The sequence below is a fragment of the Mesorhizobium sp. genome (genome assembly GCF_004963255.1).
GTDB lineage: Bacteria > Pseudomonadota > Alphaproteobacteria > Rhizobiales > Rhizobiaceae > Mesorhizobium.
Genome location: NZ_SUGA01000005.1, coordinates 263,305 through 278,733 on the forward strand (window position 1 = coordinate 263,305; position 15,429 = coordinate 278,733).

A 15,429-nucleotide genomic window follows, 5' to 3' on the forward strand; every position below is an offset into this window, starting at 1 on the left:
TGAAAGCCCTCCAAATCGCCAAAACTTGGGGCGCTGGGCAACTATGGAACTTCAGAAATTCTTGGTGGGCATGTTCGCAGCGTCATTCTTGGTGGCGGTCTGGGCTGGCATGGAAACAGGTTCCGTCTGGACGGCGCTCGGATGGGCAATGCTGGCCATGGTCATTCTGCAGGTCGGATATTTCGGTCTCGTCGTCGCCTTGGTCTATGGACCGGCATCGAAAGGCGTCGAGGCAACCCCGGCGCCGGCTGCCGCAAACGATCTAAACCCCACTGGTTCGAAACCGGTCTAACCTAGGCCGCAGCCTTCACCGCGGCCGGCGCCTTCTTCAGCGGGATGCGCACCGACACGATCGTGCCGACGCCTTCGGTCGAGCGGATCTTCAGTGCGCCGCCCTGCAGCTCGGCCAGCGAACGCGAGATGGCGAGGCCGAGGCCCGAGCCGGTGTGGTTCTTGGAGAATTGGTTCTGCACCTGCTCGAACGGCCGGCCGAGCTTGCTCAGCGCATGCTTGGGAATGCCGCAGCCATTGTCCTCGATGGTGAGCAGCAGCGCGCCCGAAGTGTTGCGCGCCCTGACAGTGATCTTGCCGCCCTGTCCGGTGAACTTCACCGCGTTGGAGAGAAGGTTGATGGCGATCTGCTTGATCGCGCGGCGGTCGGCATAGACCCGCATCGTGTCGGCGATCCGCGTCTCGACATTGATCGACTTCTCCGCCGCCTGCAGCGAGATCACCCGCACCGTTTCCCTGATCAGCGGGCAGAGGTCGATCTCCTCGCGGTCGAGCGAGAACTGGCCGGCCTCGATCTTCGACATGTCGAGGATGTCGTTGATGACGCCGAGCAGGTATTTGCCGCTGCCGTTGATGTCGGTTGCGTATTCCTCGTAGCGCTCGGAGCCGAGCGGCCCGAACAGGCCCTGCTGCATCAGCTCGGAGAAGCCGATGATGGCGTTCAGCGGTGTGCGCAGCTCATGCGACATGTTGGCGAGGAACTCAGATTTGGCGCGGTTGGCCGCCTCGGCGCGCTCGGTTTCCTTCATGTATTTGCGGTTGAGCTCGACCAGTTCGCTGGAGCGTTCCTCCTCGGCGCGGCGGGCGAGGCTGAGATCGTGGATCGTCGCCATCAGCCGGCGCTCGCTGTCGACCAGCTTCTCCTGATGCAGCTTGATCTGGGTGATGTCGGAGCCGACCGAGACGGTGCCGCCGTCGCGGGTCCTAAGCTCGTTGACCTGCAGCCAGCGGCCATCGGCAAGCTGGCGCTCCAGGGTGACGCCGCCATGCGGCCCGTTGGCGTTGGCGAGCCTGCGCTCCGAGGCGAAGGCCAGCATCCGCTCCTCGAGCGCATCGCGACCGACGCCCGGCACGACGTCGCGGTCCGAGAGCCCATTGTCCTTCTGGAACTTCGAGTTGCACATGATCAGCCGCTCGGAGGCATCCCACAGCACGAAGGATTCGTTGATGTTCTCGATCGCGGTCCTCAGCCGCATGTCGGCCGCTTCCGAACGCAGCGCGAGATGCCGCTGCTCTGTGACGTCGACGGCGATGCCGATCAACTGGATCTCCGGCGCCTCCGGGTCGATCACCTGCGCGCGGGCCCGCATCCACACCCATTGCCCGTCGGCATGGCGCATGCGGAAGACCTGGTCGATATGGTCGATCTCGCGTTCGACGATGCGGTTGGCGAGCTCGAACAGGTCGCCGTCCTCGGGGTGGATAATCTCGTCGACCTCGCCGAAGGAGAGCATCGTATCGCAGGGTTCATAGCCAAGCATGTCGTACATCGAGCGCGACCAGTACATCTTGCCGCGCACCATGTCCCAGTCCCACAGCCCGCAGCGGCCGCGCACCAGCGCCATGTCGATGCGCTGGTGCGCCTCGAGATAGATGCGGTCCGCCGCCTGGGCGCGCGCCGCCTGACCGAAATAGGCATAGAGGATGACGATCAGCACGCCCGCCGTCAGGACGAACAGCGTGACGTTGAGCGACATCGACTTGCGCCAGCTGTCGAACACCGCTTCCTGCGGCACCAGAACGGCGGTCGCGTGCCTGCGATCCCCGGTGAGGCTGACGGCGGCGAACCAGTCCTTTCCTGCGATCGAGACATCCATCACCCCGGCGCGGTCGCCGAACATGAACAGCGGCTGGCCGCCCAGGACCAGACTGTCCAGCGTACGGCCCTGCCAGCCTGTCGACAGCGGCGAGACGGCGATGACCTTGAAGGCGCCGTCGGTGATGGCAAGCACATGGGCGCGGCTCATGGCGCCCTGGCGGCTGGTGCTTTCCAGCAGGCTGACGGCGTTGGCGCCCGCGGCGTTGGGGTCGGCGATGATGGCCTGCGCCATCTGGCCGGCGGCTAAAGCCAGCACCGCCTTGGCGTCGCGCTCGATCTCGTCATGCTCGTTCATCAGTGACAGGAAGCGCAGCGCCGCGATGACGATGAGGAAAATAACAATCAGCGCCGGGATTGAACGGCGCAGAAACGGCTCGGCGGCCAAGAGCCGCTGATAGGTGGGTTCGGCGATCAGGCGCGTATTGCCGGCAAGTCCATCGCCCCTTGCCTTGCGACGCGCAAAAGCCTTCCCTCCGGGCGCGCCCCACGCGTCCGCCTTGGCCATAAATGGCACTCCCCGATCTGCCGTATACTGGATGATCCGGATACGCCGCACGCCCGAATCGCCATTAAAGAATCAAACGTGATTCGCCTTGTCCAGAGGGCCGGGCGAAAAAGATTAAAAGTTGATTGAAATTTGCCTTTTTTCCTTCTCCCCTTGTGGGAGAAGGTGGATCGGCGCGTTAGCGCCGAGACGGATGAGGGGTGTTCCAGCGGAGTGTGACGCTGGTGACATCTGGAGCCCCCCTCATCCGTCGCCTTCGGCGACACCTTCTCCCGCAAGGGGAGAAGGGAAGCTGGCGCTAAGCCAGCGTCCGCTCCACGATATCCCGCAAATCAGCCGATAGGTTCTCGACCTTCGCCATATCGAGCAGCGCCTGCTTGGCCTTGGCCTGGCGTTCGGACTCCAGCGAGCGCCAGGAGCGCAGCGCCGTCGCCAGCCGCGCCGCCACTTGCGGGTTGCGCTTCTCGATCTCCAGCACCGTCTCGGCGAACAGGCGATAGCCTTCGCCATCGGCCCGGTGGAAGCCGGTCTGGTTGGCGCTGGAGAAGGTGCCGATCAGCGAACGCACCCGGTTCGGATTGGCGATCGAGAAGGCAGGGTGCTGCATCAGCGCGCGCACCTTGTCGACAGTCTTCGGGCCGGGAACTCCGGCCTGGATCTGGAACCATTTGTCGAGCACCAGCGCGTCATCGCGATAGCGGGCCTCGAAGGCCGCCAGCGCTTCTTCCGCCTCGGCCATGCCCGAATGGCGATGCGCCAGCACGGCCAGCGCCGCGGCACGGTCCGTCATATTGGTGGCGGCATTGAAGTGTCGCGCGGCGAGGGCGGCGCCTTCCGGCAGCAGCGAAAGATAGTCGAGCAGGATGTTGCGGAGCGCCCTGCGCCCTGCGCTCGCCGCGTCCGGGCTGAACGGACCCTTGTCGGCGAGCCTGTCATAAAGAGCGGAGAAGGCATCGCGATTTGTCTCGGCGATCGTCCGCGCCAGCGCCTCGCGCGCGGCGAAGATGGCGTCGGGGTCGATGCCTTTGCCGATGTCGCGGGCAATGTCGGCTTCACCGGGAAGCGTGAGCGCCAGCGCCCTATAGGCCGGCTCCAGCGCCTCGTCGCCGGCGATCTGGCCGGCAAGCTCGGCCAGCCGTGCCGCGAAGGTCGGCTCCTTGCCGCCGAGCAACTGGCGGAAGGCGGCGATCAGCGCCTCGGTCAAAAGCGTGTTGAACGCCTGCCAGCGCGAGAAAGGGTCGCTGTCATGTGCGGCGAGGAAGAACTGGTCGTCGGCCTTCTGCTGCACCGAAAGCGTGATCGGCGCCGAGAAGCCGCGATTGAGCGACACCGAGGGCCGTTCCGAAACGCCGGAAAAGCGCACTGTGTGCCGGCGCTTGCGGATATGGATGACGCCGTCATCCACCGTCGCGCCCTCGACGGCATCCCAGGTGACAGGCTTGCCGTCGGCGCCGACAAGTCCGAACGCGAGGGGAATATGCATCAGCCGCTTGCGGCTCTCCGATGGCGTCGGCGGCACCGACTGCTCGATTTCCAAGATGAATTCCCTGGCCGCCGCATTATGCGTGGAGCTCACCGTCAGGTTCGGCGTGCCGGCCTGGTGATACCAGAGCGCGAATTGGGCGAGATCCCGGCCCGAGACATCCTCGAACACTTTGAGGAAATCCTCAATCGTGGCGGCTTCGCCGTCATGCCGCTCGAAATAGAGGTCCATGCCTGCGCGGAAGGTTTCCGGCCCGAGAATGGTGCGGATCATGCGCACCACTTCCGAGCCCTTCTCGTAGACGGTCGCCGTGTAGAAATTGTTGATCTCGCGGTAGCGGCGCGGCCTGACCGGATGCGCCAGCGGCCCCTGGTCTTCCGGGAACTGATGCGCGCGCAGCGTGCGCACCTCGGCGATGCGCTTCACCGCGCGAGAACGCTGGTCGGCGGAGAATTCGTGGTCGCGGTAAACCGTCAGCCCTTCTTTCAGGCAGAGCTGGAACCAGTCGCGGCAAGTGATTCTGTTGCCTGTCCAATTGTGGAAATACTCATGCGCGATGATCGCCTCGATATTGGCGAAATCGGCATCCGTCGCGGTCTCCTCGTCGGCCAGCACATATTTGTCGTTGAAGACGTTGAGGCCCTTGTTCTCCATCGCGCCCATGTTGAAGTCGGACACGGCGACGATGTTGAAGACGTCGAGGTCGTATTCGCGGCCGAAGGCGTCCTCGTCCCATTTCATCGAGCGTTTCAGCGCGTCCATCGCATAGCCGGCAAGCCGCTCCTTGCCGGGCTCCACATAGATGCCGAGCTCGACCTCGCGGCCGGACATGGTGGTGAAGCTGCCCGCCACCTTGCCGAGCGCGCCCGCCACCAGGGCGAAGAGGTAGGAGGGTTTGGGGAAGGGGTCGTGCCAGACCGCATAGTGCCGGCCGTTGGCGAGCGCGCCGCGCTCGACGGGATTGCCGTTGGAGAGCAGCAGCGGCGCCTCGTTATGCGGGGCCTCGACGCGCACGGTGTAGACGGACAGGATATCGGGACGATCGAGGAAATAGGTGATGCGGCGAAAGCCCTCGGCCTCGCATTGCGTGCAATAGACGTTGTTGGAGCGATAAAGGCCCATCAGCGCCTCGTTGCGCGAAGGCGCGATCTCGGTCTCCAGGCGAAGCTCGAAACGCTGTGCCGCTGGCGGCTTCAGGATCGTCAGCCGGTCCGGCGTCGCCTCGTAGTCGCCGGCTGCGAGCGCCTGCCCGTCGATGGCTAAGCCAAGCAGCGTCAGCCCATCGCCGTCGAGCACCAGCGGCGCCGTCGGCGCGACGCCCTCGCGCCGTTCGATGGTGAGCAGCGCGGTGACGCGCGTCGCGTCCGGCGACAGGCGGAAGTCGAGGCTGGTCCTCGGGATGAGATAGTCGCTGGGGCGATAGTCTTCGAGCTTGAAGACATGGCCGGTATCGGTGCGCATTCCTTGGGTTTTTCCTGTCGATTTCGGTCGGGAGCCAGCGTGGCCGGTCCAGGAATTTTGAGATGCGCGCTCTTTACACGAAACCGTCACGCGACAAAACCGCGGGATAGGGTGTGTTTCGCAATTCCGATTGCACACTTTTCCTGGAATTGCTCTTAGGCTATTTGGCGGCTTCGTTTTTCGACATTCTGACGAGGCAAGATGACCGTCGATCATGCCGTCGGCCACAGCACGCTGCGCGGCATCACACTGAAAATCGTCTCGGTGACGGTTTTCGTCGGCATGCAGACCTGCATCAAGGCGACCGGCGACGTGCCTGCCGGGCAGATCGTCTTCTTCCGCTCCTTCTTCGCCATCTTCCCGATCATCGCCTTCCTGGCCTTCAAGGGCGAGCTCGCCACCGCCTTCACGACCAGGCGGCCGTTCAACCACATCGCGCGCGGCCTTGTCGGCGTCGGGGCCATGGGGCTCGGCTTCTTCGCGCTGACCAGGCTGCCATTGCCCGAGGCGATTACGCTCAACTATGCCCAGCCGCTGCTGGTCGTCGTGTTCTCGTCGATCTTCCTCGGCGAGACGATCCGCGTCTATCGCTGGAGCGCGGTCGTCGTCGGTCTTGCCGGCGTGCTGGTCATCTCCTGGCCCGAACTGACGTTGCTCAATTCCGATCAGGGCCTCGACGACCAGGAGGTGCTTGGAGTCATGGCCGCGCTGATCGCCGCCGCGATTTCGGCCGTCGCCATGCTCCTGGTGCGCAATCTCGTGCAGACGGAGAAGACGGCGACCATCGTTCTATGGTTCTCCTCGACGGCTTCAGTGCTGTCGCTCTTCACCCTGCCTTTCGGCTGGCAGGAGCTGACGCCGCTGCAGGCGGCGCTCCTAGTTTTTGCCGGCTTCTGTGGCGGCCTCGGCCAGATCCTCATGACGGCGGCCTACCGCCACGCCGAAGCCTCGGTCGTGGCGCCGTTCGAATACACCTCGATGATCCTCGGAGTCGTCGTCGGCTATCTCGTCTTCGGCGACGTGACCTCGCTCAACACGCTGATCGGCGGCGTCATCGTGGTCGCCGCCGGTATCTTCATCATCTGGCGCGAGCGGCAGCTCGGCCTGGAGCGCACGCGCACCAGGACAGCCGCACCGCCGCAGGGGTAAGCTACGAAGCTGCTGCGCGCTCTTTCGCCAGCCGCACCAGCACCGCTCGGGTCTGCTCATCGGCCGGGAAAAAGGATTCGATCGCCAGTTCCGACAGCGTGACGTCCAGCGGCGTGCCGAACACGGTGATTGTGCTGATGAAGGAAAGCACCTGATCGCAATGCGCGAGCCTGAGCGGATGCACGATGCCGCTCGGCTCGACCGGCGCCGGCCGGCTGCTCTTCAGGCCGGACGGATAGGCGCGCAGCTCCCGCTCCAGTTCGATCAGCACCGGATCGCCGGTCGCGTCGCTCAGGTGCTTCATCCGTTCGAGCAGATGCGCGCGCCATTCCGCCAGATTGACGATGCGAGGCGCCACGCCGCCGGGATGCAGGCTCAGCCTCAGCACATTGACCGGCGGCGCAAGCAGCGACTGTTCGGAAATATCGGCGAGGAATGGGGCGATCGCCGCATTGGCGGAAACAAGGTTCCAGTGCCGGTCCACCGCCAGCGCCGGAAAGGGCTCGTGGCCCTTGAGCACGGTCTCGACCGCGGCCATCGCCGGCGCCAGCGTGGCGTCGGTCAGTGGCCTCTCGCTGAAGCTCGGCGCGAAGCCCGCCGCGAGCAGCAGCTGGTTGCGTTGACGCAGCGGGATCGACAGCTGCTCGGCCAGATGCAGCACCATCTCGCGCGACGGCTGCGCGCGGCCGCTCTCGACGAAGGAGAGATGCCGCTGCGAGATATCGGCCTCCATGGCGAGGTCGAGCTGGCTCATGCGCCTTCGTGTGCGCCATTCGCGGATCAGGCTGCCGGCGGAAATGTCGGATGTGATCATGCGGTAGGACTAGGCTGGGCAGGGAGGGAATTCAATTACGTTCGAGGTAATTGGCGAAGGCGCAGAAGCAGCCAATCTCCCCCTTGTGGGGAGATGTCCGGCAGGACAGAGGGGGGCGCGAAGGAACGCCAGCTTCTGAAATCCCAAAATTCTCGGCTGGCGTACCGGCCCAATGTTGACAGGCTGGCGGGACAGCGCCCCCTCTGCCTTGCCAGGCATCTCCCCCACAAGGGGGGAGATCAGCTAGTCGCCTACGCCCGCAGTTTCGCCTTCACCTCGAGAAAATCCCGCCAGGCCAGTTTCTTGTGCGCCGGCGTCCGCAATAGATAGGCCGGGTGCAGCGTCGGCATTGCTGGTATCGCAATCCCGGAGGCGGTCGTATGCACACGCCAGTTGCCGCGCAGGCGCAGGATGCCTTCGGTCGTGTTGAGCAGCGTCTTGGCAGAAGGTCCGCCGAGATTGACCAGCACTTTCGGATTGACCAGCTCGATCTGCCTTTCGATGAAGGGCCGGCAGATCTCTGTCTCATGCGGCGTCGGCGTACGATTGCCCGGCGGCCGCCACGGGATGACGTTGGCGATATAGGCCGAGGTCCGGTCAAGGCCGATCGCCGCCAGCATGCGATCGAGCAGCCGGCCGGAGCGGCCAACAAAGGGCAGGCCCTCCATATCCTCATCGCGGCCCGGCGCCTCGCCGACCAGCATCAGGTCGGCGTTGGGGTTGCCGTCGGCGAAGACCAGGTTCTTGGCGGTGAATTTGAGATTGCAGCCGTCGAACGCGGCCATGTGCTGGCGCAGCTCATCCAGCGTCGTCGCGCGGGCGGCAAGCTGGCGCGCCGCGGCCGCCTGTGCCTCGTCGGGAACGGCGGCTGCTGCCGGCGCCCGCGCGGGTGCATCCGGAATATTGCTGGCGTCGAGGCCGGAGAAGGGCGCCGGCGGATTCTCAGCTTGTTCGGAATCCTGCTCGGGTACCGTTCGGCTCTCGGGCGCGGCTTCGCGGCGCGGCGCGGCCGGCGCCCGCTCGGCAGGCCTGCGTTCGGCCGGCCCGCGTCCAACTGGCGCTGCCGCCGCTTCGGCAAACCTGTTGATCGGCGCGTCTTCAAGCGCGTCGTCAACGCCCGCGCTGGCATAGAAGGCGAGCAGTTCGGCGATCTCGGCTGGTGTGCTGGGCGAGGCGGCAGTCATGGCGCCACCATCGTCCGCGCGGCGCCGATTTGCAACCTTCTAGCCGGTCGGTATGCGCGGATCCTGCACGATGTAGAACGTCCAGCGCGGCGTGTAGTCGGTGATCAGGAAATCGAAGGTTGCTGACTTCAGCGGATCGACCTTGCCGTTTTTGAACAGCAACTGGTCATAGGGTTCGAACTTGCGCTCGAAATCGGCGAAATTGCTGGAGACGATGTTGTCGGGCGTCTTGTTGCGCTGGTCGAAGGACAGGCCATCGCCGAACACGCTCGGCTGGTCGAGGATTTCCTGCAGCTCGAATTGGAACTCCACCCAAGGGAGCGCGCTGTTGTTGAGCACGTCGATGCGCATATACATCACGCCGTTGGCGACCTCGCCGGCCTTGCCGAAGGGCTCGATCGGCTTGGTCGCGCGGATGGTCAGGGTCACCGGCGTCGCCGTATTCAGCTCCTCCTTGATGACCAGCGGATCTTCCTTGGTGCCGATGCCGGACACGCCGGTGATGCGGAAGCCGCCCAGCTCGTCGGAGAAGGAATAGGCGCCGGTGGTCCAGACCTTCACCGGATCGGCCTCAGCTGGCAGGCTCAAAAAGAGGAGCGGAAGAACCGCCCGCCAGGCCAGGCCAGGCGTGAAGAGCAAGCGCTTCGATGGAAAGCCGGGCGGCCCTGGACTGCGCATGGCGCGAAGTATTGCCGATAACCAAGCCGCCGAACAATTAAAAACATGCCGGCGCCGCCTGGCCTGCCAACATGCCGGGTCTGGCCTATGCTTGGCCATGGCCTGTGTTGCTGCCGTTTCGTAGGAAAACCGCGACTTTTTGTCGAAATCGGCGTTGTCACGTCAGCGCCGGTTTCGCGTCGCGAATTGATGCGCTATGCAGCGCGTGAGCCAGCACAATGCGAGAATGCGGCAAGCTATAGAGGGGTCGATGAGCGATATCGAACGCGAAAGCATGGAATTCGACGTGGTGATCGTCGGCGCCGGTCCCGCCGGCCTTGCCGCGGCGATCCGCCTGAAGCAGCTCAACCCTGAGCTCTCCGTCGTCGTTCTGGAGAAGGGCGGCGAGGTCGGCGCGCACATCCTGTCCGGCGCGGTCGTCGATCCGATCGGCATCGACCGGCTGCTGCCCGGCTGGCGCGAGGAAAGCGATCATCCGTTCAAGACGCCGGTGACGGCGGACCATTTCCTGGTGCTCGGCCCCGCCGGCTCCTTCCGCCTGCCCAATTTCCTGATGCCGCCGCTGATGAACAATCACGGCAACTACATCGTCTCGCTGGGCAATGTCTGCCGCTGGCTGGCGACGAAGGCCGAGGCGCTGGGCGTCGAGATCTATCCGGGCTTCGCCGCGGCAAGCCTCGTCTATAACGACGCCGGCGCCGTCACCGGCGTCATCACCGGCGACATGGGCGTCGAGAAGGACGGCACGCATGGCCCGGCCTACGCGCCAGGCATGGCGCTGATGGGCAAATATGTACTGATCGGCGAGGGCGCGCGGGGCTCCTTGGCCAAGCAGCTCATCGCCAAATACCAGCTTGCCGACGGCCGCGAGCCGGGCAAGTTCGGCATCGGCCTCAAGGAACTATGGCAGGTCAAGCCGGAGAACCACAAGCCGGGTCTCGTGCAGCATTCCTTCGGCTGGCCGCTCGACATGAAGACTGGCGGCGGCTCCTTCCTCTACCATCTCGAGGACAATCAGGTGGCGGTCGGCTTCGTCGTCCACCTGAACTACAAGAACCCCTATCTCTCGCCCTTCGAGGAGTTCCAGCGCTTCAAGACGCATCCGGCGATCGCCGGCACATTCGAAGGCGCCAAGCGCATCGGCTATGGCGCGCGCGCCATCACCGAGGGCGGCTGGCAGTCCGTGCCGAAGCTGTCTTTCCCGGGCGGCGTGCTGATGGGTTGCGCCGCCGGCTTCGTCAACGTGCCGCGCATCAAGGGTTCGCACAATGCGGTGCTGTCCGGCATGCTGGCGGCCGAGCATGTCGCCGACGCCATCGCCGGCGGCCGCGCCAATGACGAGCTTGTGTCCTATGAGGAGGCCTGGCGCGGCAGCGACATCGGCAAGGATCTGAAGAAGGTGCGCAACGTCAAGCCGCTCTGGTCGCGCTTCGGCACCATCGTCGGCGTCGGCATCGGCGGCCTCGATATGTGGCTGAACACGCTGTTCGGCTTCTCGCCCTTCGGGACGCTGAAGCACGGCAAGGCCGATTATGCGACGCTCGAGCCGGCCTCCAGGCATCAGAAGATCGCCTATCCGAAGCCGGACGGCGTCTTGACCTTCGACCGGCTCTCCTCGGTGTTCCTGTCGAACACCAACCATGAGGAAAACGAGCCGGTGCACCTGATCGTCGGCGACATGGCGCTGCAGCAGCGTTCCGAGCACGACGTCTTCGCCGGTCCCTCGACCCGCTATTGCCCGGCCGGCGTCTATGAATGGGTGGACAAGGACGGCAACGCCGCCGCCGATCCGTCGGCCAAGGACGTGCGCTTCGTCATCAACGCGCAGAACTGCGTCCACTGCAAGACTTGCGATATCAAGGACCCGAACCAGAACATCAACTGGGTGCCGCCACAAGGTGGCGAAGGCCCGGTCTATCAGGGCATGTGAACCGCTCAATCTACCGACAACCGTTTGCGGTTCGGGCCGACCGGCTCCTTAAGCTTGAAATTGCAAGCGGCTTATAGTTCCTTCTCTGCGGATAGGGAGCAAATGGGCCATGCGCCTGCCGGTTCTTACATGCCTCATCATACTCGGCCTGTGCAGCGGCGCCCCGCAGGCCCTGGCCGGCACCAAGGTGCTGGTCACGACGCGCAACTATGACATCGTAGGCGCGACGGGCGCTGCCCTGGTTGAAGCGATGAACCGCAAAGGTCCCAAGCACGGCTTCATGACCCGCGCCATCGCCGACACCGGTTATGTGGTGAACTGGAAGCTCGATGTGGTTCGAACCGACGGGGTCTGCCGGTTGCGAGGCGCCGACGGAACGATGGAGCTCACCTACACTTTTCCGCGCCTGGCTTCGCCGCCGAAACCCGAGCTCGAGAGGCGCTGGCGGCGCTTCCTCGCCGGCGTCCACGCCCACGAACGTCACCACGGTCGCATCGCCGAGGCCATGATGCGCGCCACCGATAAGTCCATTGCCGGCCTGAAGCTTGCCGACAACTGGTTCTGCACCGCTACCCATCGCGAGGCCAGGCGCCGGATCGACGCCGTCTACGCGGAATATGAAGCGAAACAGAACGCCTTCGACGCGCGCGAGCACCGCGACGGCGGCCATGTCGACCGGCTGGTCAACGCGCTGGTGGGGAAGAACTGAACTCAGCCTGTTCGCTTAAGAAACGAAGCGTCAACCCCGCGGTCTGTCCGGCGCGTCGTTCGCCGCCAGCGCCGACTTGTGCGCGTCCTCGGGCGGGTCGCTTGCGGGCGGCAGCGTGAATTCGACCAGCACCGGGAGATGGTCGGAGCCTGTATCCTCCAGCCGGGCCGACGAGAGGATGGTCACCTCGCCCTTGCTGAACACCTGGTCGATCGGCAAACCTGCATAGCGGCGCAGGACGTCGGGCAGGGTGCGGTGGATCCAGGTCGGGCCGGCCGAGGGCATCAGCGTCATGCCGCTGAGCCGCGCCACCCGCCGCACCGCCGCGCTCCACGGCACGGCATTGCAGTCGCCGGCCATGATGGCGGTTTCGCCGAGCGCTGCCAGCGGTTCCGCCAGCTCGCCGATCTGCCAGGACTGCTCCATTGGCCATGGCCAGCTGAGATGGATCGCGGCGACGTCGACCGGAACGCCGTTGAAATCGATCGCGGCGGTTGCCATCGCGCCGCGCGGCTCGCAACGCGGCGCGGTGCCGGCGGCGAACGGACGGCGTGACAAGAGCGCCACGCCGAATATGCCGTTGGGATAGTCGCACAGGATGCGATAGGGATAGGCGTCGGCAATATAGCCGAGCTCCTTTGCCCACATGCCGGACACTTCGTCGAGCGTGATGACGTCCGGATTGGTCCGGCCGATCAGCGACAGCACCTTCTTCGGCGTCGGATTGTTGAAGCGCAGGTTCATCTGCAGCAGGCTGTAGACGATCCGGTCGGCCGGCTTCGCGACCGCCTGCTGGGTCGACAGCCTGGGCAGCGCGCTCGTGGTCGTGGCGAGGCATACAATGGCGAAGACCAGCGCCGCGACCGCCTGCAGCCGGTAGGAACCGGCAAGCAGCGGCAGCGCGAGCAGCGCCGTCAGCACGCTCAGATGCATGCGGAAATGCGAGAAGGAATCGAAGGCCGGATGCAGCGCGCCGAAGAACCCGGCCAGCAGCGCGGCCGAAAATGCCGTCATCGCCAGGAATGTCAGCTGAGCCATCATGCTCAAGCGCGCACCGCCCGTAGTCATCTTATTGCCCCGGCAATCCGTTCTGATCGCTTATCGGCCAAATTGCGGCTCAAGCAAGACGACGGATTGCCTCGCCAGCAGCTGGCACGCGCCTACTGGAACGCCGTCTCCGAGAAACTTCTGAGCTTGCGCGAATGCAGCCGCTCCATCGGCATTTCGGCAAGCTTCTCCATCGCCTTGATGCCGATGGTGAGATGCTGCGCCACCTGCCGCTTGTAGAACTCGGTCGCCATGCCGGGCAGCTTCAACTCGCCATGCAGCGGCTTGTCGGAAACGCACAGCAGCGTGCCGTAGGGCACCCGGAAGCGGAAGCCGTTGGCGGCAATCGTCGCCGATTCCATGTCGAGCGCGATGGCGCGCGACTGCGACAGGCGCTGCACCGGTCCGCGCTGGTCGCGCAGTTCCCAGTTGCGGTTGTCGATGGTGGCGACGGTGCCGGTGCGCATGATGCGCTTGAGGTCGTAGCCGGAAAGTCCAGTGACTTCGGCGACTGCTTCCTGCAGCGCCACCTGGATCTCGGCCAGCGGCGGGATCGGCACCCAGACCGGCAAATCGTCATCCAGTACGTGGTCCTCGCGCACATAGGCATGCGCCAGCACATAGTCGCCAAGCGCCTGCGTGTTGCGCAGGCCCGCGCAATGGCCGAGCATGACCCAGGCATGCGGCCGAAGCACCGCGATATGGTCGGTGATCGTCTTGGCGTTGGAGGGGCCGACGCCGATATTGACCATGGTGATGCCGCCATGGCCGGGCTTCTTCAGGTGATAGGCCGGCATTTGCGGCAGCCGCTGCGGCGGCGTGCCTTCGCTCGGCGCGCCGGCTCCCGCCTTGGTTACGACATTGCCCGGTTCGACGAATTCACTGTAGCCGCCTCCACCACTCTCCATCAGTTCGCGAGCCCGTGCCACGAACTCGTCGATATAGAACTGGTAGTTGGTGAACAGCACGAAGTTCTGGAAGTGCTGCGGGCTGGTCGCCGTGTAATGCGTCATGCGGTGCAGCGAATAGTCGATGCGCTGCGCAGTGAACGGCGCGAGCGGCCTTGGCTCACCGAACGCCACCTCGAAAGTGCCGTTGGCGATCTGGTCGTCGGTGCCGTCGAGATCCGGCACGTCGAACAGGTCACGGATCGGCCGCTTGATGCGCTCGGCGGCCGCGCCGTCGACATAGCTGCCTTCCAGGAAGGCGAAATGCAGCGGAATGGGCGTCGTCGATTCCGACACCGTCACTGTCACGCCGTGGTTGCGCATGATGAGGCGAAGCTGCTCGATGAGGTAGTTCTCGAACAGCTGCGGCTGGGTGATGGTGGTGGCGAAATGCCCGGGCGTCGGCATATGCCCATAGGCCTGACGGGAGTCGACCTGGCTGAACGAGGTCGTGGTGACGCCGATCTGCGGATAGAAGGCCCGGTAGCGCTTGCTCTCGTCGGCGCCCGCGGCAAGAGCGGCGAAGGAATCGCGCAGGAATTTGGTGTTGCGGTCATAGAGCGCCTGCAGCGCCGCGACGGCCTTTTTGGCGTCATGGAAGCTCTGCGCGCCGAAAGGCTCCGGCATGACGACCGATTCGATGGCTTGGGGGTAGATTCGCTTTTCCATGTCTCAATATAGAGATTCAGGATGGCGCTTGGGAGGGGGATGTGGGACCGCGAGAGCCGATAGCGTTGATTTTCTTCGGATGTGTTTAAGGCGCGCTGGAGCCAGTCGCACCGTTCGACACTCTATAAAGCCTGTCCGCGCTGCAGGCTGACCAGCAGCACAAAGCCGACGCTCCTGTTCTTATTCGCCGGCGCCTCGATCCTGTGGCCCGTATCGGCGCGCATCATCGGCACAGCCAGCACCGGGGCGGCGAGCAGCATCAGGATGAGCGTCGCCCGCGGCAGCAGCCTCAGGATCTTCGTTGTGGTGGCGGCGATGCGGTTCATTTTGGTGGTGTCCCGATTTTCAACGTGGTCGATTTTCAACTTTGTCGTTTCAGCGCGTCACTTGGTTCACGGAGCCGAGAATGAAGCCGCTGGCCGTTCCCATAAGCGGGCCGAGTGGCCGCCTTCGGCCACCAGGATCGCGAAGAGCATGCCGAACAGGCTCATCAGCAGGCAGACGATGGTGAAGCGGCGGGCAAGCATTTCTCTCTCCTTCAATGCGGGAGAGAATGCCGCAATGCCTCTGAACCGGTTCTGAGACCGGTATTCATCTGCGGTTCAAAATGATTGACGAGGTCTCAAGCCGCCGCCGGCGACAAGACCGTTCGGCGGAGCGCCGCCGCCGCAAAAGAAAAAGGGGCCGCTTAAAGCATGTCTCCCGAAATTGGGAACCGGTTTCGGGATAAAGACATGCGTAAA

13 protein-coding genes are annotated in these 15,429 nt (G+C 64.4%); 4 read left to right on the top strand and 9 right to left on the bottom strand.

Features of this window, described 5'->3' with window-relative positions:
• Positions 1–43 precede the first annotated feature (43 nt).
• Positions 44–292 carry a hypothetical protein gene (locus E5X34_RS09130; RefSeq protein ID WP_292563241.1) on the top strand — a complete coding sequence of 83 codons (249 nt, stop codon included), beginning with the start codon at positions 44–46 and terminating at the stop codon, positions 290–292.
• A 1-nt stretch (position 293) separates the two neighbouring features.
• Here the strand turns inward: E5X34_RS09130 and E5X34_RS09135 are convergent, their stop codons facing one another.
• Both E5X34_RS09135 and pepN read right to left on the bottom strand, forming a co-directional pair.
• Positions 294–2,615 carry a PAS domain-containing sensor histidine kinase gene (locus E5X34_RS09135; RefSeq protein ID WP_292563244.1) on the bottom strand — a complete coding sequence of 774 codons (2,322 nt, stop codon included), beginning with the start codon at positions 2,613–2,615 and terminating at the stop codon, positions 294–296.
• A 298-nt stretch (positions 2,616–2,913) separates the two neighbouring features.
• The gene (gene pepN / locus E5X34_RS09140; RefSeq protein WP_292563246.1) at positions 2,914–5,559 is read right to left on the bottom strand and encodes an aminopeptidase N; all 2,646 of its coding nucleotides are present in this window, start codon (positions 5,557–5,559) and stop codon (positions 2,914–2,916) included.
• A gap of 201 nt (positions 5,560–5,760) precedes the next feature.
• On the opposite strand from pepN, the gene E5X34_RS09145 reads away from it, so the two are divergent.
• Positions 5,761–6,708 (top strand): DMT family transporter, encoded by a 948-nt coding sequence (locus E5X34_RS09145; protein ID WP_292563249.1) that lies wholly within the window; start codon positions 5,761–5,763, stop codon positions 6,706–6,708.
• A gap of 1 nt (position 6,709) precedes the next feature.
• On the opposite strand, the gene E5X34_RS09150 is transcribed toward E5X34_RS09145, so the two are convergent.
• The 3 genes from E5X34_RS09150 to E5X34_RS09160 all read right to left on the bottom strand — a co-directional run bounded on the left by E5X34_RS09150 (position 6,710) and on the right by E5X34_RS09160 (position 9,384).
• Positions 6,710–7,522: a helix-turn-helix transcriptional regulator gene (locus tag E5X34_RS09150; RefSeq protein WP_292563251.1), complete on the bottom strand. Its 813-nt coding sequence runs from the start codon at positions 7,520–7,522 to the stop codon at positions 6,710–6,712.
• 251 nt (positions 7,523–7,773) lie between these two features.
• Positions 7,774–8,706 carry a uracil-DNA glycosylase gene (locus tag E5X34_RS09155; RefSeq protein ID WP_292563254.1) on the bottom strand — a complete coding sequence of 311 codons (933 nt, stop codon included), beginning with the start codon at positions 8,704–8,706 and terminating at the stop codon, positions 7,774–7,776.
• A gap of 39 nt (positions 8,707–8,745) precedes the next feature.
• Entirely contained in the window at positions 8,746–9,384 is a 639-nt protein-coding gene (locus tag E5X34_RS09160; protein ID WP_127867203.1) for a hypothetical protein, read from the bottom strand.
• Between the two features lie 226 nt (positions 9,385–9,610).
• On the opposite strand from E5X34_RS09160, the gene E5X34_RS09165 reads away from it, so the two are divergent.
• A complete protein-coding gene (locus E5X34_RS09165) occupies positions 9,611–11,314 on the top strand; it encodes an electron transfer flavoprotein-ubiquinone oxidoreductase (protein WP_292563260.1) in 1,704 nt (567 codons plus the stop codon).
• Between the two features lie 109 nt (positions 11,315–11,423).
• Positions 11,424–12,023, top strand: coding sequence for a DUF922 domain-containing protein (locus E5X34_RS09170; protein WP_292563263.1), 600 nt, complete (start codon positions 11,424–11,426; stop codon positions 12,021–12,023).
• A 30-nt stretch (positions 12,024–12,053) separates the two neighbouring features.
• On the opposite strand, the gene E5X34_RS09175 is transcribed toward E5X34_RS09170, so the two are convergent.
• From E5X34_RS09175 to E5X34_RS09190, 4 genes are all read right to left on the bottom strand, one after another.
• Positions 12,054–13,064 carry an endonuclease/exonuclease/phosphatase family protein gene (locus E5X34_RS09175; RefSeq protein ID WP_292563299.1) on the bottom strand — a complete coding sequence of 337 codons (1,011 nt, stop codon included), beginning with the start codon at positions 13,062–13,064 and terminating at the stop codon, positions 12,054–12,056.
• Between the two features lie 119 nt (positions 13,065–13,183).
• Complete coding sequence (locus E5X34_RS09180) at positions 13,184–14,644, bottom strand: AMP nucleosidase (RefSeq protein WP_245474395.1); 1,461 nt, start codon at positions 14,642–14,644, stop codon at positions 13,184–13,186.
• Between the two features lie 164 nt (positions 14,645–14,808).
• On the bottom strand, positions 14,809–15,012 hold the full coding sequence (locus E5X34_RS09185) for a hypothetical protein (protein WP_127306839.1): 204 nt from the start codon (positions 15,010–15,012) through the stop codon (positions 14,809–14,811).
• A gap of 66 nt (positions 15,013–15,078) precedes the next feature.
• Positions 15,079–15,213, bottom strand: a complete 135-nt coding sequence (locus E5X34_RS09190; RefSeq protein ID WP_292563266.1) for a hypothetical protein — start codon at positions 15,211–15,213, stop codon at positions 15,079–15,081.
• Positions 15,214–15,429 lie beyond the last annotated feature (216 nt).